We start from the raw sequence: 19,400 nt of genomic DNA on the forward strand, positions 1-19,400 counted from the left end.
GCCGTGGCCTGGGAATGCTCCCTGGGCCGCGGCCTTTCGTGTGTGTTGAGGTGCCCGTGGATGGCCGTTGCCTCCGGCGCCCGGATACCAGTGTGCGCAGGGCTGGTGGCAGGGAATCAGTGGCCGGAGGCGTCGAAGTCGAAGAGGGCCATCGACGAATAGATGCCCGAGGGGGCGATGCGGTCCAGACGGAAACCGGGAACGATCCAGGAGGCCTCAACGGTTGCGCCGATGTCGAGTGCCATGTCCAGGGCGACGTCGTCGACGTCCTGAGCCAGCGTTACGTGAGGGTGATACGGAAAGCGCGTCTCGTGGTCGAGGGGGCCGGAGCGGATCTCCTCGGCGAGGTCCGTGCAGTCGGAAGCACCTTCGGCCAGCGTCATGAAAGCGACGTTGGAGACGGGGCGGAAGGAATCGGTGCCGGACAGGGTGACGCGGAAGGGGGAATGCCTCGATGCGATGGAGCGCAGGTGGTCGATGACTTCGGCGCGCGCTTCTCGTGCGACGGGCGTGGGCGGCATCAGCGTGATGTGCGCGGGGATGCGTGATCCTGCAAGGTCTCCCAGGCGCAGGCGCAGGTCGGTGAGCTGTGTGACCCACGGTTCGGGGATCGCGACGACGACGCCGAGCCAGTCCTGGTCGGGGAGTCGTTGGGGGAGGAACATGGGGCCTGCCTGTGTCGCGGTTGTGGTGGCTCCACTGTACCGGGTGTCGGGGCGGGTTCGATGAGGCCGTAGCGCTTGAAGGATGTGAGGGCGTTCACGTAGCCTTGGGGAAGTGAGACCAAGGAGGATCTTGTGACTGATCTCGTGTGGGCCGACGCCGCTACTCCCGATGAAGGGGCCGCGCAGGCCGCAGACCTGTTCCGTGACGCGTTTGGCTACGAGCCTCGGGGCGTGTGGAGCGCGCCCGGGCGCGTCAACATCATCGGCGAGCACGTGGACTACAACGGCGGTCCGTGCGTTCCGATCGCACTGCCGCACCGCGCCTACGTGGCGCTGTCGCCTCGTGAGGATCGGACGATTCGCCTGATTTCGCCGCAGACGCGCGAGGCGATCGACGTCCTCGATCTCGACGTGATCGGTCCGAAGGGAACCCCCGGCGAGGTCGCTAACCACTGGACCGCCTATCTCGCCGGTGTCGCGTGGGCCCTCGAGCAGGCTGGATATGGGCCGCTGCCCGGTTTTGACGCGGCTCTGTGGTCGTGCGTGCCGCTGGGAGGTGGCCTGTCGTCGAGCGCCGCGCTCGAGTGTGCGACTGCGGTTGCCCTTGACGAAGTGTGCTCGCTGGGTCTTGCGGGCACGATCGAGGCCCCCAACGACGAGGGGCGCAAGGTGCTCGTGGATGCCGCGCGCGCCGCGGAAAACCAGGTGGCGGGTGCGAACACGGGTGGCCTGGACCAGACGGCGTCCCTGCGCTGCCGCGAGGGGCACGCGCTGGCCCTCGACTGCCGCGACATGTCGACGCGCCAGGTTCCCTTCGACCTGAGCGCGGTGGGTCTCGAGCTTCTCGTCATCGATACGCGTGCCAAGCATTCGCTGGCGGACGGCCAGTACGGGTCGCGCCGCGCGGACTGCGAGGAATCGGCGCGCATCCTGGGAGTGGGCCAGCTCGTGGAGGTTGAGGACCTCGGCGAGGCCACGGCCGCGCTGGGTAATGAGCGCTTGGCCGCCCGCACGCGCCACGTCGTCTCCGAAATCGCGCGCACGCGCGCCTTCATTGAGCTTCTCGATGAGGGGCCGCTGGACGGCACGCGTCTGGCGGTCGCGGGCGCTCTCCTGAACGATTCGCACGACTCGCTGCGCGACGACTACGAGGTCTCCTGTGAGGAGCTGGATGTGGCTGTGGAGGCTGCCCGCGCCGCGGGCGCGCATGGTGCGCGCATGACGGGCGGTGGCTTTGGCGGAAGTGCGATCGCGCTCGTCGACGCGCACGCCGTGGAGGGTGTGGCACGAGCCGTCGCGGCCGCCTACGCGGAGCGAGGTTGGGAGCCTCCCCACTTCATCCGATCCCTCCCGGGAGCTCCTGCCGGACGCCTGGACTGAGCGATCTGTGACAAACCGAGGGGCCGGTGCTTCAGCATTTGAAGCACCGGCCCCGGCCTCGTTACACTGAGGAACAGCAGACACGAGGGAAGGACATTCCGATGGGGATCAGCAAACGAGCATGGCAGGTAGCGGGCGCGGCAGCCGGCGGTGCGAGCCTCTTTGGTGGCGGCCTGGCGATTGGACGCCTCCTGCGGCTGGATTCCCAGCGCGGTGACTACCGCAAGGCATGGGAAAACCACAACCTGGCGACCCTGGACCGCCTGCGTGAGCTCGACGAGCATCCCGAGGGTGAGCGTCCCTACCTGATCGTCTCCCTCGGCGACTCCTCCGTGCAGGGTGTGGGCGCCTCGCGCGTCACCGAGTCCTACCCGGCCCGCCTCGCCTCCTCGATCGCCGCGCAGATGGATCGCGAGGTCCTTCTGCTCAACCTGTCCCTCTCCGGGGCCACGATCGAGTCCGTGGAACTCACTCAGATCCCGCAGATGCGCGGCCTGGGCCTCCTGGACGGCCCCTACCGCCCCGACCTGGTGACGCTGACCATCGGCGGCAACGACGTCATGACCGAGGACATGGCCCCCGGCCAGTTCGAAGAGCGCCTGCGTCGAGTCCTCGTCTTCCTGCCTGCCGACGCGCTCGTCTCCACGATCCCGTCCTTCGGCATCATGCCCCAGGAAAGTCGTGCGCAGGACATGTCCGACCGTATCGGGTCCGCAGTCTCCGACAGCGACGCGCACCTTGTCGACCTGCGTTCCCTCACCCAGGAATACTCCCTGCCGACCTACACGTTCGCCTACCACGCTGCGGACTTCTTCCACCCGAATTCGGCGGCGTACACCAAGTGGGCGCAGCTCTTCGCAGACGCGTGGGCCACGTCTCGACGTGAGGCAGCCCCCGTCGTCGAGGATGCCCCCCAGTGGGACATGCTCTCGGCGCGGGTGGCACAATCGGAGTATGACGACTGACGGACCGTGGCTCGTCGTCGGGTTGGGTAACCCCGGCGCACAGTATGCCTTCACCCGACACAACGTTGGGTACTTGACCCTCGACGTGCTCGCCTCGCGCGGCGGCGCGACCCTGACCTCGCACCGCTCGCGCACGCACACCGCCGATGTCCGCTTAGGGATCGGCCCCGGCGGCGTGCCTGGACCCCGCGTGATTCTCGCGCGTTCCGACAGCTACATGAACACCTCCGGCGGTCCGATCAGCGCGCTCGCCACCTTCCACAAGATCGACCCCTCGCGCATCCTCGTCATCCACGACGACATGGACCTGCCCGCACACACTCTGCGCCTCAAGGTCGGCGGCGGAGAGGGCGGCCATAATGGCCTGAAGTCCCTCAGCCAGCACCTGGGCACGCGCGACTACGCACGCCTGCGCATCGGCGTGGGCCGCCCGCCGGGGCGCATGGACCCCGCCGACTACGTGCTCGCCACCCTGCCCTCCAAGGAACGCCCCGAATGGGACGTGACCTTTGAGCAGGCCGCCGACGTCGTCGAAGACATCGTGACCAAGGGATTTGCTCCCACCCAGATGGCCCTGCACACCGGGTCCTGATCGAGGCGGCGCCCCTGGGCGTCGCCGCGCACTCTCACCGCGAAAGGCAGCGCGTGCTACTCACCGGACTTCTCCCGGACATCACCACCGATCCCGCGATCGAGACGGCCATCGACTCCGTCGAAGCCGGCCGTTCCGGCACGATCGTCGCGCCCGTCGGCATCCGTCCACCCCTCCTTGCGGCCGTCGCCTCCCGCGCGGCCACGCCCCTCGTCGTCCTCACGGCCACCGGGCGCGACGCCGAATCGCTGACCAACGCCCTGGCCTCGTGGATCCCGGGCGTGGCCATGCTGCCCGCGTGGGAGACCCTGCCCCACGAGCGCCTCTCGCCCCAGGTCGATACGATGGCGCGCCGCATCGCCGTCCTGCGCCGCCTCGTCCACCCGATCACGGGAGACGACAGCGCCGGGCCGATGTCGGTCCTCGTCGTCCCCATCCGCGCCTTCCTCCAGCCGATCATCTCCGGCCTGGCGGACCTCGAACCCGTGCGCGTGCGCACCGGCGACATTCTCGACCTCACCGAGACCACGAACCGCCTGGCCGAGCTGGGCTACGAGCGCGTCGACATGGTCGAAGGCCGCGGCCAGATGAGCGTGCGCGGCGGCATCCTCGACGTCTTCCCGCCCCAGGAACCCCACCCCCTGCGCGTGGAGCTGTGGGGGGACGAGGTCGACGACATCCGCGCCTTCTCCGTCTCCGACCAGCGAACCCTCGGTGAGGCCGCCGACGGCCTGTGGGCCGTCCCCTGCCGCGAGCTTCTCCTCACCCGGGCCGTACGTGCCCGGGCCCGCGAGGCCGCCGACCGCCTGCCCGGCGCCGCCGAGATGCTCAGCCTCGCCGCCGAGGGAATCGCCGCCCCCGGCATCGAATCCCTGGCTCCGATCCTCGTCGGCGGCATGGAATCCCTCCTCGACCTGCTGCCCGCAGGCTCGCCGATCCTCGCCTCCGACCCCGAACGCATCCGTGCCCGCGCCGCCGACCTCGTCGCCACGACCGAGGAATTCCTCGCCGCCGCGTGGAGCGCCGCCGCCGGGGGAGCCGACACCCCGCTCGAGGCCTCCAAGGCCTCGTTCCTTGACCTGGCAGACCTGTGGGGGAGTGGGAATCGCCCCTGGTGGGAGCTCACCGACCTGCCGCCCGCCGACCTCGCCTCCGCGATCGACGAGGCCGAGGCCGACTCGCCCTCTACGGACGGCCCCGCGCCCGTCGTCGTCTCGCCCACCCTCATGCGCGTGGGCGCCCGCGACGTGCACCCCTACCGCGGAGACTTCGCCCGAGCCGCCGCCGACCTCACCGACCTGGCCCGCGACGGCTGGCGCATCGTCGTCACCACCGAAGGGCCCGGCCCGGGCCGACGCATCCGCTCCATCCTCATCGACGCCTCGTGCCCGGCCGCGCTCGCGGACAACGTGGAAGCGCGCCCCGACCCCGGCCTCGTGACCATTACGACGGCGCAGGCCGGCGTCGGCTTCGTCACTCCCCACCTGAAGGTCGCGATCCTCACCGAAGGCGACCTCACTGGGCGCGCGGGCGCATCCACGCGCGACATGCGCCGCATGCCCTCGCGCAGGCGCAAGGGCGTCGACCCGCTGACCCTGCACCCCGGGGACTACATCGTCCACGACCAGCACGGCATCGGACGCTTCATCGAGCTCGTCTCCCGCACGATCGGGCGCGGGGACGCCGCCTCGACGCGCGACTACCTGGTCATCGAATACGCGCCCTCCAAGCGCGGACAGCCCGCCGACCGGCTCTTCGTGCCCACCGACGCGCTGGACCAGATCTCGAAGTACACCGGATCCGACGATCCCTCCCTGACCAAGATGGGCGGCGCCGACTGGGCCAAGACCAAGGCTCGCGCCAAGAAGGCCGTTAACGAGGTCGCGAAGGAACTCATCCGCCTGTACGCCGTGCGCCAGCAGACCAAGGGCCACGCTTTCGGCCCCGACACGCCCTGGCAGCGCGAACTCGAGGACGCCTTCCCATACGTTGAGACCCCCGACCAGCTCGTCACCATCGACGAGGTCAAGGCCGACATGGAAAAGCCCGTTCCCATGGACCGCCTGCTCACCGGCGACGTCGGCTACGGCAAGACCGAGATCGCCGTGCGCGCCGCCTTCAAGGCCATCCAGGACGGCTACCAGGCCGCCGTCCTCGTGCCCACGACCCTGCTGGTCACCCAGCACGCGGAAACCTTCGCCGAGCGCTACGCCGGCTTCCCCGTGCGCATTGGCACGCTCTCGCGCTTCTCGACCCCGAAGGAAACCGAGGAGGTCAAGGCGGGGCTGGCCTCGGGCGAGGTTGACCTGGTCATCGGCACGCATTCGCTGCTGACCGGCACCGTTTCGTTCAAGAAGCTCGGCCTCGTCATCATCGACGAGGAGCAGCGCTTCGGCGTCGAGCACAAGGAGACGCTCAAGGCGCTGCGCACCGACGTGGATGTCCTGTCGATGTCCGCCACGCCTATCCCGCGCACGCTCGAGATGGCGATCTCCGGAATCCGCGAGATGTCGATCCTCCAGACCCCGCCCGAGGAGCGACAGCCGGTCCTGACTTTTGTCGGCGCCTACACGGACGCCCAGGTCAGCGCCGCGATCCGACGCGAGCTCCTGCGCGACGGCCAGGTCTTCTACGTGCACAATCGCGTCGACTCGATCTCTTCGGTCGCCGCCCACATCACCGAGCTGGTTCCCGAGGCGCGCGTGCGCACGGCCCACGGAAAAATGAACGAGCACCAGCTCGAGGCCGTCATTCAGGACTTCTGGAACCACGAGTTCGACGTGCTCGTGTGTACGACCATCGTCGAGACGGGCCTGGACATTTCCAACGCGAATACGCTCATCGTGGATCGCGCCGACACCTTCGGCCTGTCTCAGCTCCACCAGCTGCGCGGGCGCGTCGGACGAGGCCGCGAACGCGCCTACGCGTACTTCTTCTACCCCGGTGACAAGGCGCTCACCGAGACCGCCCACGAGCGCCTCAAGACGATCGCCGCCAACACCGAGCTGGGAGCCGGCCTAGCCGTCGCTCAGCGTGACCTCGAGATTCGAGGCGCCGGAAACCTCCTGGGAGGGGCACAGTCCGGCCACGTCGAGGGGGTCGGTTTTGACCTCTACGTGCGGATGGTCTCCGACGCGGTTGCCGCCTATCGAGGCGACGCCCCCACTGAAAAGACGGACGTGCGTATGGACCTGCAGGTCGACGCGCACATTCCCGACGGCTACGTGCGCGGAGAGCGCCTGCGCCTCGAGGTCTACGCCAAGATCGCGGCCATCTCCACGCCCGAACAGGAAGCCGACGTGCGCGAGGAACTCGTCGACCGATACGGTCCCATCCCGCCCCAGGTTGACCTGCTCTTCGCCGTCGCGCGGCTGCGCGAGATCGTGCGCCGCGCGGGGATCACCGAGATCGTCACGCAGGGCAAGTACCTGCGCGTCTCGCCCGTCGAGCTGCGCGATTCCCAGGTCATGCGCCTCAAGCGTCTGCACCCCGGAACGGTCATCAAGGCCGCGGTTCGCCAGGTTCTCGTCCCCCTGCCGCTCACGTCTCGCGTCGGCGGTTCCCCGCTCACCGACGGCCCGCTCCTGGAGTGGGTGGAGATTCTGGTGACCAAGATTCTCGTGCCTTTTGGCGAGTAGTGCCTGTGGTGGAATACACTGGTCCTATTGCGTTGCAACACATCTGAGGAAGGAATGCTCGTGCGCTACACACGCCAGCTCGCCACCGCCGCCCTGATTGTGGCCGCAGGACTGGGAATGGGGGCGTGCTCCGCCCATCCCGGCGCTGCCGTCATCACCAACAATGGCGACTACAGCATCGCGGAAGTTGACGAGGCCGTGAGCCAGATTGCCGCAGTGACGGGCGGGCAGTCCTCCATCGGCGCGTATCAGGTGCGCGCCAGCCTCATGAACGAACCGCAGCTCGTCGCAGTGGCCGACTCAGTGGGCATCAGTGTGACCGACGAGCAGGTCGACCAGGCTATCGAGCAGATTGCGACGCAGACCGGTGCTCAGGTGCCCGTAATTGGGCGCGGCACGCGCGCGACCGTGCGTTCCCTGCTCCTGAATCAGCAGCTCAGCCAGGTCGCTCAGGTGAACCCGGGGGCTGTGTCAGCCATGAACGAGGCCTTCGAGCAGGCCCGCGCCGCAGCGAACGCGCGGATCAACCCGCGTTTCTCCCAGCCGACCCTGGGTGGAGGCCAGGCACCGACCATGCCCCTCTTTGGTGACGCCGTATCTGGAGCCAAGGACGATCCTACGGCAGCGCTCCTGGGTGGCAGCGCCCAGTGAGCCTTGTGAGTATTCGCTCACAGCGCCTCCGGCAGGGACTAATGTCGCTTGTCCGGGTGCACAACCGGGGTTGATAGCCCCAAAAACCACAACGTCCCCCTCGCCGGGGGTGACCACATATGGCGGTCCGTATTACCGTTGTACTGACCGCTTCCACGCAACAACATCGATTGGAGAATGACGTGGCAGTTATTGAAGGCATTGGTGCACGCGAGATCCTCGACTCGCGCGGTAACCCGACCGTTGAGGTTGAGGTCGTCCTCGAGGACGGCACCGCTGCGCGCGCGTCCGTTCCCTCCGGCGCGTCCACCGGCGCGTTCGAGGCCGTCGAGCGTCGCGATGGCGACAAGGGCCGCTACCTCGGCAAGGGCGTCCAGGACGCCGTTGACGCCGTCGTCGAGCAGATCGCCCCCGAGCTCATCGGCGAGGAAGCTGACGATCAGCGCTACATCGACCAGGCCATGCTGGACCTGGACGGCACCCCCAACAAGGGCAAGCTCGGCGCGAACGCCATCCTCGGCGTCTCCCTCGCCGTCGCCAAGGCTGCCGCGAAGTACGCGGACCTGCCCCTCTACAAGTACCTGGGCGGCCCGAACGCTCACGTCCTGCCCGTCCCTATGATGAACATCCTCAACGGTGGCTCCCACGCGGACTCCAACGTTGACATCCAGGAGTTCATGATCGCCCCCATCGGCGCTCCCTCCTTCCGTGAGGCTCTGCGCTGGGGCGCCGAGGTCTACCACACGCTCAAGGGCGTCGTGAAGGAGCGCGGGCTGTCCACCGGTCTGGGCGACGAGGGCGGCTTCGCCCCCAACCTGGACTCCAACGCTGAGGCCCTCGACCTGATCGTCTCCGCGATCGAGAAGGCAGGCCTGAAGCCGGGCGAGGACGTCGCCCTGGCCCTGGACGTTGCCTCCTCCGAGTTCTTCAAGGACGGCCTGTACCAGTTCGAGGGCGAAGGCCGCTCGACCGACTACATGGTGGAGTACTACGAGAAGCTCATCTCGAACTACCCGCTGGTCTCCATTGAGGACCCGCTGTCCGAGGACGAGTGGGATGCCTGGAAGGCCCTGACCTCCGAGATCGGTGGCCGCGTCCAGCTGGTCGGCGACGACCTGTTCGTCACCAACCCCGCCCGCCTGAAGAAGGGCATCGAGCTGGGCGCCGCGAACGCGCTGCTCGTCAAGGTGAACCAGATCGGTTCGCTGACCGAGACCCTCGACGCCGTCGAGGAAGCGCACCGCAACGGCTACCGTTCGATGACCTCGCACCGCTCCGGCGAGACCGAGGACACCACGATCGCCGACCTGGCCGTCGCCACCAACTCCGGCCAGATCAAGACCGGTGCTCCCGCTCGTTCCGAGCGCGTCGCCAAGTACAACCAGCTGCTGCGCATCGAGGAGCAGCTGGGCGAGGCCGGCGTTTACGCTGGCCGCTCTGCCTTCCCTCGCTTCAAGTGAGCCTAGGCAACTAGCCGCATAGCTCCGCGCGGGCCCGTAAGGGTCCGCGCGGAGTTTTTCGGCGTGGGGCTGAGCCAAAGACGTCAACTTAGGGCACGATAGAAGAATGGCTAGCCGTCGTCCTTCTTCTCGCCCCTCTTCGCATCGTCGCTCCTCCGCTTCGGAGGCAGCGCGTACGACGCGTGAGATCAACGCGGAAAAGTCGCGCCAGCGCAGGGCGGCCGCGAAGGCTTCGAAATCCTCGAAGAGGGCCGAGGCCTCGGCGAAGCGCCAGAAGTCGGCGCGGGGAGCACAGAAGAATGAGGGGGCAAAGCGCAGCTTCTTCCGCAGGAATAAGGGCGCTGAGAAGGGCACGTCGCGCTCTTCGTTTGTACGCCCCGCCGCGGAGGGCTCTTCGGTCCTGTCCATCGGTGGCCTCGACGTGTCCACGCGACTTCTCGTCGTCCTGATCGTCGCCGCGATTCTGTCGGTCATGCTGGTGCCCAGCCTCTACCAGTGGTGGCAGCAGGAGCGTGAACTCGCGCAGATTAAGACGCAGGTCGCCGAGCAACAGCAGAAGAATGCCGACATGCAGCGTCAGCTCGACCTGTGGAATGACCCCGACTACATCTCCACGCAGGCGCGCGAGCGCCTCGGATTCGTTCGCCCCGGTGAGACCCAATACACGGTGGTGGATCCGGGGCCGCAATACCAGGACTCGGCGCTGGCGGCCGCAGCTGCATCCACTGGACCGGCGCGCCCCTGGGTACATCAGCTCGGTATCCTAGTGGGGAAGGCGGACCAGCCGCCGAGTGCGACGCCTATCCCGTCGGCTGAGAGCAGCCAGTCGGGCCAGGCTCCCACCACCAGCCAAGAAAGCGGAGAATGAGCCTCGTTAACACCACCGACGCCACTGAAGAGGACCTGGAGGTCCTGCGTTCCCAGCTGGGCCGCGTGCCCCGAGGGGTCGTTGGTATCGCCGCGCGCTGCGTGTGCGGTCGGCCCACGGTCGTGGCCACCGCGCCGCGCCTACCTGACGGGACGCCGTTCCCCACGACCTACTACCTGACGCACCCGGCGGCAGTGAAGGGCGCTTCCACGCTTGAGGCCGAGCACGTCATGGAGACCCTCAACGAGGACCTCGCGGCTGATGAGGAGCTGCGCGCCGCCTATGCGCGTGCCCACGAGGCCTACATTCAGGCGCGCCTGACCCTGGGCGACGTCCCGGAGATTTCGGGCGTGAGCGCCGGCGGAATGCCCACGCGCGTCAAGTGCCTGCATGCCCTCGTCGGCCATTCTCTGGCTGCCGGCCCCGGCGTGAATCCGATCGGGGACCGAGCGCTCGCGATGCTCGACGAGCGTGGCCTGTTCTCCACCTCCCGTTGCTCCTGCTGAGCGCTTTTTGCCCGTGCCCGCCCCGGCCTCGTCCGGGACTCACCCCCGTAGAAACGAAGCGATGACCCGCGTAGCTGCCATTGACTGTGGAACCAATTCGATCCGACTGCTTGTCGCCGATGGACATATCGGCGAGGACGGCCGCCCTCACCTTTGCGATCTGACCCGCCAGATGCGCATCGTGCGCCTGGGGCAGGGCGTGGATGCGCGCGGCTACCTGGACCCCGCGGCGATCGAGCGCACGGTGGAGGCCGTGGTCGAGTACCAGCGCATGATTGAGGCCCTGGGCGCGACGAGCACTCGTTTCGTGGCGACCTCCGCCACCCGAGATGCGTCCAACAGCGCGGACTTCGTGCGCCAGATCAAGGCCATCATCGGTGTGGAGCCCGAGGTCGTCGTCGGCACGGAGGAGGCTTCCCTGTCCTTCAACGGCGCGGTGAGCGGCCTGGGCGAGTCCGTGACCGCCCCGATGCTGGTCGTCGACATCGGCGGTGGGTCGACGGAGCTGGTGCTGGGTGCGACCCGCGTCGAACAGGCGATTTCGATCGACATGGGCGCCGTGCGCGTCACCGAGAAGTTCTTCTCCCACGTGGATCCGGCAGGCGGAGTGCCCGTCGAGGACCAGGAGCGCGCGATCGCGTGGATCGATGAGCAGCTGGACGGCGCGGAAAAGTCCGTGGACCTGGCACGCGTGCGCTCCCTCGTGGGCGTCGCGGGCACGGTGACCACCCTGACCGCCCAGGCACTGGGGCTCACCTCCTACCAGCCGGAGCGCATCCACGGTGCCCGCCTGAGCGCCGCCCAGTTCGAGGAAGCCGTGCGCTTCATGGTCGATCAGCCGACCTCCGTGAAGGCCTCCCTGGGCTTCATGCCCGAGGGACGCGAGGACGTCATCGCGGCAGGCGCGCTCATCTGGAGCCGCATCGTCACGCGCGTTCTGGCGCGCGCCGAGGCAGCCGGGCACCCGATCGAGCAGGTCATCACCTCCGAGCACGACATCCTCGATGGCATCGCACAGGCGATGATCTGAGCGGAGCTTGAGGCGCACGCCAGCCTCCCGTAGGCTGGACGTGCGCGTGCACGCCCCCGTGGCCCAATTGGCAGAGGCAACCGACTTAAAATCGGTGTGTTGTGGGTTCGAGTCCCACCGGGGGTACAGACCAGCGGTGTCATTGACGAGGCCGTGGCCAGTTCGTGGAACTCGCTGCGCGTGTGGATGCCGCGTTGCGCTGCGCGCATAATGGTACGTTTCCCACCCGTGGATGCCTCGTGCGACACTAGAGGCACTGCATCACTGAATGAGGAGGAAAAATGGCCAACCCGGTGATGAATTCGATCGTGAAGGACTGGTCTACTCAGTCGACGACTCCCGCCGGCTACCCCGAGATGCCGGGGTACCAGCCCGCTTCGGCGCAGGCACAGAACCCCTACACGGGTGCGACCAACCCGTACGGCACCCAGCAGGGTGTCGACTATTCGGGGCAGCCGGTCTACGGCACTGCACAGGCTGGCGCCGAGGGCTACCCGGTGTCGTCCAGCTATGAGGAGCAGATGGCCTCGTACGAGGCGATGATGAACGCTCCCGCGGCCGACGCGGTGGATCGTGGAACGATGACCTACGACGACGTTGTGGTCAAGTCCCTGATCTGTTTCGGTCTGCTGCTCATGGGTGCGACCGCAGGATGGCTGACGGGCATCGTGACGCTCGGCGCGGCTATGCTCGTGGCTCTTGGCGCGTGCGTGGTGACGCTGGGGCTGGGTCTGTTTATCCGGTTTTCGAAGACGGTCCGCCCGGCCGCGATCATCGCCTACTCGCTGATCGAGGGCTTTGTCCTTGGTGCCCTGTCCTTCGCCTTCGAATTGATGTACCCGGGCATCGTCGTCACCGCGGTAGTTGCGACCCTCGTCGTTATCGGCGTGACCCTGGCGGCCTTCACGATGGGCTTCGTGCGCAACTCCTCGACGCTCGCCCGCGTCGCTGGCATTGGTTGCACTGCGTTTTTCTTCTACTACATGGCCAGCTTTGTCCTCTCGGTCACCGGCCTCGTGGACATGACGGCCGTGAACAACGCAAAGATCTTCGGTATTCCGCTTGGCATCATCATCGGTGTTCTCGCCGTCTTCATCGGTGTCCTGTGCCTCGTGCGCGACTTCGATACCGTCAAGGTTGGTGTCGCCAACAATGTGCCTGAGAAGTACTCGTGGCTGTGCACCTTCGCCATCATGACCGACGTTATCTGGATCTACCTCGAGATCCTCAGGATCCTGTCCTACCTCATGCGCCGCGACTGACGCGTCGCTTCACCGACCCTAAGGAAAGACATCATGGAAAACATCTCTGTCGCCGACGAATTCGGCCGCAAGCCCACCCTGTCCTTCGACGGCACCCCCTCTGATGAACTCGTCGTCGAGGTCCTGCACGGCGGTGACGGCCAGGTCGTCGAGGCCGGCGATACGATCACGTGCCACTACTACGGCGCGGTCTTCGGCTCCGACGTCGACTTCGATAACTCCTTCGACCGCGGCGGCGCCCTGTCCTTCCAGATCGGCGTTGGAATGGTCATCCCCGGATGGGACGAGGGCCTCGTGGGCAAGCGAGTGGGCGACCGCGTCCTGCTGTCCATCCCCTCCGAGCTCGGCTACGGCGATCGCGGCGTCCCGCAGGCCGGCATCCCCGGCGGTGCGACCCTCGTGTTTGTCACCGACATCCTGGGCGTGAACTGATCTCACGCGATGTGGGGCGGGCCGGCACACACGTGCCGGCCCACCCCACATCTGTCTCACGCGTTGGCTACTCGTGGGGGAGCGCCGGGCAGGCAACGCCCGTGCGGGCGTGGCACTCGTAGCCGCCCGGGTTCTTGAACAGGTACTGCTGGTGGTAGTCCTCCGCGTACCAGAAACGTGCGGTGGAGTCAGCATCTGGAGCGGGGGAGATGACTGTCTGAATCGGGCCGAAACCGCGCTTGGTGAGCACCTCCTGGTAGGCCGTGCGCAGGGCGGTCGCGTCGCGCAGCTGCTCGGGCGTGGTCGTCCAGATCGCAGAGCGGTACTGGTCGCCGATGTCGTTGCCCTGTCCGCCCACCTGCGTCGGATCGTGGATCTCAAAGAAGAGGCGAACGAGGTCAGCGGCACTCGTGAGCGCGGTATCGAAGACGACGCGCACGGTCTCCGCATGACCCGTCGAGTGAGAACACACCTGCTCGTACGTCGGGTTGGTCGAATGCCCGCCCATGTAGCCGGTCGCCGTGGTCACGACCCCGGGCGCATTCCACAGGGCCTTCTCGACGCCCCAGAAGCACCCCGCTGCGAGGTAGATGACCTCCTGGCCCGCCCTGGCCTCGTCCCTCATGTTTGAGCCGAGGACCGCGTGCGTGGAGACGTGAACGTTCGTGTGTGCCTGCTTGAAAAACGATGTCATACCTCCCAGTATGCGCCCCTCGTGGTAGGTAAGCGCGCTGCGCGAACGGAAATGCGTGTGCGCGCGAGTATGCTGAGGGGTGAACGAAAAGGAGGGACCGTGGCCGACACTCAGGAACAGCCGCGATGGAAGCTATCCGACCTCATCGGCAGGCTCTCAGCTGCCCTGCCGTCGAAACACGCAGATGAACCCGCACCCGCGCCTGTCATGGTGTCCGTGCGCGAGGAACACGAGGATGAGCGCGACGTGGCAGCTGCCGTCCCGCGTACCCTCCGTGTGGCCGCAGCGATCTCGTGGCGCACTCTGGTCGTCGCCGGCCTGGTCTTGGCTGTGCTGTGGGGCATCGCGCGCCTGACGATCGTCATCATGCCGGTCGCGATCGCGCTGACGGTGGCGGTGCTTCTCGAACCCCTCGTCTCCTGGATGCGCCGCCGCCTGCACTTTCCCTCGTCGCTGGCCGCAACTGTCGGTCTGCTGGTCTTCTTCGCTGTCGTTGCTGGTGCGCTGAGCCAGGCTGCCGCCGAACTTATCCAGCAGGTCCCGCAGCTGGCCTCGGAGGCCGCGGACGGCTTCCGCAAGTTGCTCGACGCGATTGTGCACAACGAGTTCCTGCAGGACGGCCCTCTCAAGATCGATACGACTGTCCTGACGGCCGCGGCCGAGCAGCTACGTTCCGAGCTGGTGAACTGGCTGAATAGCAATAAGGAAACGCTGGCGACCGGTGCCCTGAGCATCACCTCGTCGGTGGGTACGCTGGCGACCTCCGGCCTGACGATGCTCTTCTGTCTATTCTTCTTCCTGAAGGAGGGGCGCTCGATCTGGCTGTGGTGTGTGCGCCTGCTGCCCGCCCCCGCCCGCGTTCCCGTCCACGAGAGCGCGATCCGCGGTTGGGCAACTTTCGGCTCCTACGTGCGCACACAGATCCAGGTGGCGGCCATCGACGCGATCGGTATCGCGCTGGGCGCATTCTTCCTGGGCGTGCCCCTGGCCATCCCGATCGGTGTCATCACCTTCTTCGCTGCGTTCGTGCCGATTCTGGGCGCCCTGACCTCCGGCGTCATCGCGGTGCTGGTGGCGGCCGTGAACGGTGGCTTGACGAAGGCGATCATCATGCTCGTCATCATCCTGGTTGTCCAGCAGGTCGAGTCCAACATCCTGCAGCCGTTCATGATGTCGAATGCCGTCTCCCTGCACCCCGTCGCCGTCATGCTTGTCATCACCGCCGGTTCCGCGATCGCGGGCATTGCGGGCGCGGTTTTCTCGGTGCCGATCGCCGCCTTCATCAACGCGACCGTCATGTACCTGCACGGGTATGACCCGATGCCCGAGCTGGCGACCGCCGAGGATCGCCCGGGTGGCCCTCCGGGCATGCTCGAGGAGAAGATCGCCGCCTCCTACGCGGGTAAGCCGGATACGCGCCCGTACGTTGCTCGTGAGGAGTTGAGTGAGGACGAGGTCGTGGCGTCCGTGGATCTTCACGTCGAGGCCCGTGTCGAGTCGGAGGGGGACGCGACCCAGGAGGAAACACCGGCTGATGAGAAGCAGAAGCCGGGAGAGCCTCCGACACCCCACGTGGAGGTGTAAGGCCTCCTCGCGAGCAGATGTAATGCGCAGCGGGTCCCACCAAGTGGTGGGACCCGCTCATTGCGTGTCAGCTGTGCGCGCGAAGCCTCATGGGTCTACGCGCCTCTGAACTCAGCCTTCGAAGGGCTTGGCGTCGAGGATCTCGACGTCGATCATGCGGCCCGTGGGGGCTTCGAAGGAGAGCTTGTCGCCGGCCTTGTGGCCGATGACCGCGGCGCCCAGGGGAGCCTGTGCGGAGAAGACCTGAATTCCCAGGTCACCGCCGGCGTCACGCGAACCGAGCAGGAACTTCTGCTCGCGGCCGGCCACCAGAGCCGTAACAACCATGCCGGGCTCGACGATGCCGTCGTCGGCGGGGGTCTCGCCGACCTCGGCGTGCTCCAGCATTTCCTGGAGGGCCTGGATGCGGGTCTCGTTCATGGACTGCTCGTTGCGCGCAGCGTGGTAGCCGCCGTTCTCGCGCAGGTCGCCCTCCTGGCGGGCGGCATCGATGAGGCGCGCGATCTCGACGCGCTTGACCTCGACGCGCTCCTTCAGCTCGCTTGCGAGCAGGTCGTACTGGGCCTGCGTGAGCCACTGTGTGTCAGCCATGGTTCCTCCAATGACGTGTCAGTAATCGAGCGCCGACACACGGGTGCCGGCGCGCATGGTGTCGAGTGTAGCAACATTGCGCCTGGCCACGGGTGCAGCCTGGCCGGGCGGCGCGTCAGGAATTCAGGACCGCCAGGTAGACGGCGACGCAGTGGCAGGCCCACGCGGCGACGGTGAACGCGTGGAAGATCTCGTGGAAGCCGAACCAGGTGGGGGAGGGGTCGGGCTTCTTCGTGCCGTAGACGACCGCGCCGAGCGTGTAGAGGACTCCTCCGGCGACGATCAGCCACACCACGATGGGGCCGCCGCCCGCCCACAGCTGGGGCAGATACCAGACCGCCACCCACCCGAGTGCGACGTAGACGAAGGTGGTCAGCCAGCGCGGTGCGCTGGGCCAGAAGAGGTTGAGGAGGATGCCGGCGATCGCCCCTCCCCACACGACCGACAGGAGAACAGTCGCGTCAAAGCGGTCCAGGAGTGCGATCGTGATCGGCGTGTAGGTGCCCGCGATGAGCAGGAAGATGTTGGAGTGGTCGAGGCGCTTCCACATGATCTCCCAGCGCGGGGCCCAGTAGAAGCGGTGGTAGGCGGCCGAGACGCCGAAGAGGATGAGGGAACAGGCCAGGTAGACGGCGGATCCGATCTTCGTGGGGGTCGTGGGCGCCAGACAGACGAGGACGATGGATGCGGCCAGGGACAAAGGGGCGGCGGCCAGGTGTAGCCAGCCGCGCAGCTTCGGCTTGATCTGCACGAGCTGGCCCGAGAACCATTCCTTGGGCGTGAGCGATGCGATCCTCATCTGTTCCCCCTGTCAATCTGTCAACATTTCTTACGAGTCCGTAGGTTACTACGCCGTAACTTGTTGCGATAGGCGTGTTCTCGCTCTTCGAGAGTGCTTGTGTTTCCTTGCCGTCCTACGGCGCGATACCCTTAATGTCATAAGAGTACGCCGCACCACGGGGTGCGACAGTAGCAGGAGGGACATCATGGCCCAGTGGAACATGCTCTACGACATGTACGAGCGTCGCCTCAAAGCCGAGCTGTCTGACGCCGCCGTGCCCGCCCACATCGGCGTGATCCTGGACGGTAACCGTCGTTGGGCGAAGTCCCTGGGCGCGACCGCCTCGCAGGGACACCGCGCTGGCGCCGGGAAGATCAGCGAGTTCCTCCAGTGGTCCGACGACGCGGGTGTGTCGATCGTGACGCTGTGGCTCCTGTCCACCGATAATCTCTCGCGCGATGCCGGCGAGCTGGGCGAGCTGCTGCGCATCATCTGCGAGGCCGTCTCCCTCCTGGCGGACCAGGGGCGCTGGAAGCTGGCCGTCGTCGGCGACCTCTCCCTGCTGCCCGAAAAGGTGGCCGAGGACCTGCGTGCGTCCGTCGCGCGCACCGCCGGCGTGCAGGGAATGACCGTCAATATCGCGGTTGGCTACGGCGGACGACACGAGATTACCGAGGCCGTGCGATCCATGATGCGCGAGGCGTCGGCCCAGGGGCGCACCCTCGACGAGCTCGCCGACTCCTTCACGGACGCGGATATCACCGCGCACGTGTACACGAAGGACCAGCCCGACCCCGACCTCGTCATCCGTACCTCGGGCGAGCAGCGCTTGTCGGGCTTCATGCTGTGGCAGTCCGTGCACTCCGAGTACTACTTCTGCGAGGTCTACTGGCCGGACTTCCGCCGCGTCGACTTCCTGCGTGCCCTGCGCTCCTACGCGCAGCGGGAGCGCCGCATGGGCAAGTAAACGCGCGCCAATCGTGCCGAGCGTTCGATGTACGAGGCCGGACCCCGTTGTGGGGACCGGCCTCGTCACGTGTGTGGCGATCTTAGGAGAGCTCGTGCGCCCAGGGAGGGTTCGCGCCCTTGCGCGAGACGGTCACGTCGGAGACGGCGCTGGCGCGGTCGATGATGGCGCGGACCTGCTCCTCGGGCAGGGCGCGCAGGGTCGCGCGCGCGTCGGCGCCGCGCAGGCCCATGCCCCACATGGCGTCGATCATGCCGCCCATGAAGGAGTCGCCCGCGCCGACCGTGTCGACGACCTTGACGTCGCTCGGTGTCTTCGTGAAGCGCACGCCCGAGGAGGTGACGGCGAGGCTCCCGTGCTTACCGTGTGTGACGACGACGAGCGAGACGCCCATGCCGAGCCAACGATCCACGACCTCGTCGATGGGCGCGCCGCCTGTCAGCCACTCGATGTCCTCGTCGGAGACCTTGACGACGTCAGCCAGGGCGATAAAACGCTCGAGGGAAGCGAGCGCCGCCGCGGGCTCGCCCATGATCGAGGGGCGCGCGTTCGGGTCGAAGCACACGAGCGCGTGCTCGCGGCCGCGGGTCAGCGCGTCGAGGACTGCGGAGGCGCCGGGCTCAATGATCGCGGAGATTGAACCGGCCTCGATGATCTGCGCGGTAGGCGGAACGGTGATTGGAGGAGCCGGCGCCCACTCCAGGTCGAAGGTGTAGGAGGCGGCCCCCGACTCGTCCAGGCGTGCCAGCGCCGTCGACGTGTGCGAGGCACCGCGTGAGGCCCCGGTGACGTGCACGCCGGAATCGTACATGTGGAAGTCGATGAGACGGCCGCGCTCGTCCAGACCGATCCAGGTCGCCAGCGCCACCGGCCGGTCCAGACGCCCCAGCGTTAGGGCGACGTTCGCGGGAGAGCCGCCGGGGATCTCAACGGGGAAGTCGGGTTGCTCGTACGTGATGACGACGTCGATGAGCGCCTCGCCGATCGCGAGAATGTGGGGGCCAGATTGCACCGTCATGGCGTCTCCTCACCTGCGTGTGAGCGGATCTACAGAATGTACATTAGCGTGCTTCGGGGGAGGGCGTGGAGGTGCGCTCAGAAAGACGAGCCTGGGCGCCGTCCAGGATCTGGGAACAGCGGGCTGCCAGGGCCTCGCCGCGTTCCCACATCGTGAGAGTGTCCTCAAGCGGGGCCTGACCGCCCTCGAGGGTCTGGACGATGCGCACGAGCTCGTCGCGCGCCTCCTCGTAGCCGAGGGACTGGGGATCGGGGAGCTGGTCGTTCGTGGTCATTTGTGTTCCTTTGGGTGAGAGGTTCGGGGACGAGGCCGGGAC

Annotated in this window: 19 protein-coding genes and 1 tRNA gene; 14 read left to right on the forward strand and 6 right to left on the reverse strand. The window is 67.0% G+C overall.

Features of this window, described 5'->3' with window-relative positions:
* Nucleotides 1-116: 116 nt before the first annotated feature.
* Nucleotides 117-665, reverse strand: coding sequence for a 2'-5' RNA ligase family protein (locus tag FOC40_RS03670; protein ID WP_003795422.1), 549 nt, complete (start codon nt 663-665; stop codon nt 117-119).
* Between the two features lie 132 nt (nt 666-797).
* Between FOC40_RS03670 and galK the strand changes: the two genes are divergently transcribed.
* From galK to FOC40_RS03730, 12 genes are all read left to right on the forward strand, one after another.
* The gene (galK, locus tag FOC40_RS03675; protein ID WP_003795420.1) at nt 798-2,045 is read left to right on the forward strand and encodes a galactokinase; all 1,248 of its coding nucleotides are present in this window, start codon (nt 798-800) and stop codon (nt 2,043-2,045) included.
* A gap of 101 nt (nt 2,046-2,146) precedes the next feature.
* On the forward strand, nt 2,147-3,010 hold the full coding sequence (locus FOC40_RS03680) for an SGNH/GDSL hydrolase family protein (protein ID WP_003795418.1): 864 nt from the start codon (nt 2,147-2,149) through the stop codon (nt 3,008-3,010).
* Nucleotides 3,000-3,602, forward strand: coding sequence for an aminoacyl-tRNA hydrolase (gene pth / locus FOC40_RS03685; RefSeq protein ID WP_003795416.1), 603 nt, complete (start codon nt 3,000-3,002; stop codon nt 3,600-3,602). The genes FOC40_RS03680 and pth overlap by 11 nt, the downstream gene beginning before the upstream one ends.
* Nucleotides 3,603-3,655: 53 nt before the next feature.
* Nucleotides 3,656-7,240: a transcription-repair coupling factor gene (gene mfd, locus FOC40_RS03690; RefSeq protein ID WP_155844117.1), complete on the forward strand. Its 3,585-nt coding sequence runs from the start codon at nt 3,656-3,658 to the stop codon at nt 7,238-7,240.
* A 54-nt stretch (nt 7,241-7,294) separates the two neighbouring features.
* Complete coding sequence (locus FOC40_RS03695) at nt 7,295-7,891, forward strand: hypothetical protein (protein ID WP_003794515.1); 597 nt, start codon at nt 7,295-7,297, stop codon at nt 7,889-7,891.
* A 182-nt stretch (nt 7,892-8,073) separates the two neighbouring features.
* Nucleotides 8,074-9,351, forward strand: coding sequence for a phosphopyruvate hydratase (gene eno, locus FOC40_RS03700; protein ID WP_034511751.1), 1,278 nt, complete (start codon nt 8,074-8,076; stop codon nt 9,349-9,351).
* 106 nt (nt 9,352-9,457) lie between these two features.
* Nucleotides 9,458-10,219, forward strand: coding sequence for an FtsB family cell division protein (locus FOC40_RS03705; protein ID WP_003794513.1), 762 nt, complete (start codon nt 9,458-9,460; stop codon nt 10,217-10,219).
* Nucleotides 10,216-10,725, forward strand: coding sequence for a DUF501 domain-containing protein (locus FOC40_RS03710; RefSeq protein WP_003794511.1), 510 nt, complete (start codon nt 10,216-10,218; stop codon nt 10,723-10,725). The genes FOC40_RS03705 and FOC40_RS03710 overlap by 4 nt, the downstream gene beginning before the upstream one ends.
* A 61-nt stretch (nt 10,726-10,786) precedes the next feature.
* Entirely contained in the window at nt 10,787-11,755 is a 969-nt protein-coding gene (locus FOC40_RS03715) for a Ppx/GppA phosphatase family protein (protein ID WP_003794509.1), read from the forward strand.
* Between the two features lie 52 nt (nt 11,756-11,807).
* Nucleotides 11,808-11,881 (forward strand) — tRNA-Leu (locus FOC40_RS03720).
* 155 nt (nt 11,882-12,036) lie between these two features.
* Entirely contained in the window at nt 12,037-13,017 is a 981-nt protein-coding gene (locus FOC40_RS03725) for a Bax inhibitor-1/YccA family membrane protein (protein WP_003794507.1), read from the forward strand.
* 33 nt (nt 13,018-13,050) lie between these two features.
* Nucleotides 13,051-13,449 (forward strand): FKBP-type peptidyl-prolyl cis-trans isomerase, encoded by a 399-nt coding sequence (locus tag FOC40_RS03730; protein ID WP_003794505.1) that lies wholly within the window; start codon nt 13,051-13,053, stop codon nt 13,447-13,449.
* A 67-nt stretch (nt 13,450-13,516) separates the two neighbouring features.
* Here the strand turns inward: FOC40_RS03730 and msrA are convergent, their stop codons facing one another.
* The gene (gene msrA / locus FOC40_RS03735) at nt 13,517-14,143 is read right to left on the reverse strand and encodes a peptide-methionine (S)-S-oxide reductase MsrA (protein ID WP_003794502.1); all 627 of its coding nucleotides are present in this window, start codon (nt 14,141-14,143) and stop codon (nt 13,517-13,519) included.
* A 99-nt stretch (nt 14,144-14,242) separates the two neighbouring features.
* Between msrA and FOC40_RS03740 the strand changes: the two genes are divergently transcribed.
* Nucleotides 14,243-15,727 carry an AI-2E family transporter gene (locus FOC40_RS03740; protein WP_039929256.1) on the forward strand — a complete coding sequence of 495 codons (1,485 nt, stop codon included), beginning with the start codon at nt 14,243-14,245 and terminating at the stop codon, nt 15,725-15,727.
* A 111-nt stretch (nt 15,728-15,838) separates the two neighbouring features.
* Here FOC40_RS03740 and greA read toward each other — a convergent pair whose 3' ends face one another.
* Together greA and trhA are read right to left on the reverse strand one after the other, a co-directional pair.
* Nucleotides 15,839-16,318, reverse strand: a complete 480-nt coding sequence (gene greA, locus FOC40_RS03745; RefSeq protein WP_003794499.1) for a transcription elongation factor GreA — start codon at nt 16,316-16,318, stop codon at nt 15,839-15,841.
* A gap of 115 nt (nt 16,319-16,433) precedes the next feature.
* The gene (trhA, locus tag FOC40_RS03750; RefSeq protein WP_003794497.1) at nt 16,434-17,117 is read right to left on the reverse strand and encodes a PAQR family membrane homeostasis protein TrhA; all 684 of its coding nucleotides are present in this window, start codon (nt 17,115-17,117) and stop codon (nt 16,434-16,436) included.
* A 187-nt stretch (nt 17,118-17,304) separates the two neighbouring features.
* Here trhA and FOC40_RS03755 point away from each other — a divergent pair, with 187 nt between their 5' ends.
* Nucleotides 17,305-18,066 carry an isoprenyl transferase gene (locus tag FOC40_RS03755; RefSeq protein WP_003794496.1) on the forward strand — a complete coding sequence of 254 codons (762 nt, stop codon included), beginning with the start codon at nt 17,305-17,307 and terminating at the stop codon, nt 18,064-18,066.
* 82 nt (nt 18,067-18,148) lie between these two features.
* On the opposite strand, the gene FOC40_RS03760 is transcribed toward FOC40_RS03755, so the two are convergent.
* Together FOC40_RS03760 and FOC40_RS03765 are read right to left on the reverse strand one after the other, a co-directional pair.
* The gene (locus tag FOC40_RS03760; RefSeq protein ID WP_003794494.1) at nt 18,149-19,084 is read right to left on the reverse strand and encodes a carbohydrate kinase family protein; all 936 of its coding nucleotides are present in this window, start codon (nt 19,082-19,084) and stop codon (nt 18,149-18,151) included.
* 43 nt (nt 19,085-19,127) lie between these two features.
* On the reverse strand, nt 19,128-19,358 hold the full coding sequence (locus tag FOC40_RS03765) for an exodeoxyribonuclease VII small subunit (protein ID WP_003794492.1): 231 nt from the start codon (nt 19,356-19,358) through the stop codon (nt 19,128-19,130).
* Nucleotides 19,359-19,400 lie beyond the last annotated feature (42 nt).

Source organism: Schaalia odontolytica, assembly GCF_009730335.1.
Lineage (GTDB): Bacteria > Actinomycetota > Actinomycetes > Actinomycetales > Actinomycetaceae > Pauljensenia > Pauljensenia dentiphila.

Bases quoted from the DNA above. Each gene is read 5' to 3' on its own strand.
- msrA (WP_003794502.1), bottom strand. From the start codon at position 14,143: ATGACATCGTTTTTCAAGCAGGCACACACGAACGTTCACGTCTCCACG.
- FOC40_RS03680 (WP_003795418.1), top strand. From the start codon at position 2,147: ATGGGGATCAGCAAACGAGCATGGCAGGTAGCGGGCGCGGCAGCCGGC.
- FOC40_RS03705 (WP_003794513.1), top strand. From the start codon at position 9,458: ATGGCTAGCCGTCGTCCTTCTTCTCGCCCCTCTTCGCATCGTCGCTCC.
- FOC40_RS03695 (WP_003794515.1), top strand. From the start codon at position 7,295: ATGCTCGTGCGCTACACACGCCAGCTCGCCACCGCCGCCCTGATTGTG.
- trhA (WP_003794497.1), bottom strand. From the start codon at position 17,117: ATGAGGATCGCATCGCTCACGCCCAAGGAATGGTTCTCGGGCCAGCTC.
- FOC40_RS03725 (WP_003794507.1), top strand. From the start codon at position 12,037: ATGGCCAACCCGGTGATGAATTCGATCGTGAAGGACTGGTCTACTCAG.
- FOC40_RS03760 (WP_003794494.1), bottom strand. From the start codon at position 19,084: ATGACGGTGCAATCTGGCCCCCACATTCTCGCGATCGGCGAGGCGCTC.
- FOC40_RS03710 (WP_003794511.1), top strand. From the start codon at position 10,216: ATGAGCCTCGTTAACACCACCGACGCCACTGAAGAGGACCTGGAGGTC.
- FOC40_RS03755 (WP_003794496.1), top strand. From the start codon at position 17,305: ATGGCCCAGTGGAACATGCTCTACGACATGTACGAGCGTCGCCTCAAA.
- FOC40_RS03730 (WP_003794505.1), top strand. From the start codon at position 13,051: ATGGAAAACATCTCTGTCGCCGACGAATTCGGCCGCAAGCCCACCCTG.
- FOC40_RS03715 (WP_003794509.1), top strand. From the start codon at position 10,787: ATGACCCGCGTAGCTGCCATTGACTGTGGAACCAATTCGATCCGACTG.
- FOC40_RS03670 (WP_003795422.1), bottom strand. From the start codon at position 665: ATGTTCCTCCCCCAACGACTCCCCGACCAGGACTGGCTCGGCGTCGTC.
- FOC40_RS03765 (WP_003794492.1), bottom strand. From the start codon at position 19,358: ATGACCACGAACGACCAGCTCCCCGATCCCCAGTCCCTCGGCTACGAG.
- pth (WP_003795416.1), top strand. From the start codon at position 3,000: ATGACGACTGACGGACCGTGGCTCGTCGTCGGGTTGGGTAACCCCGGC.
- greA (WP_003794499.1), bottom strand. From the start codon at position 16,318: ATGGCTGACACACAGTGGCTCACGCAGGCCCAGTACGACCTGCTCGCA.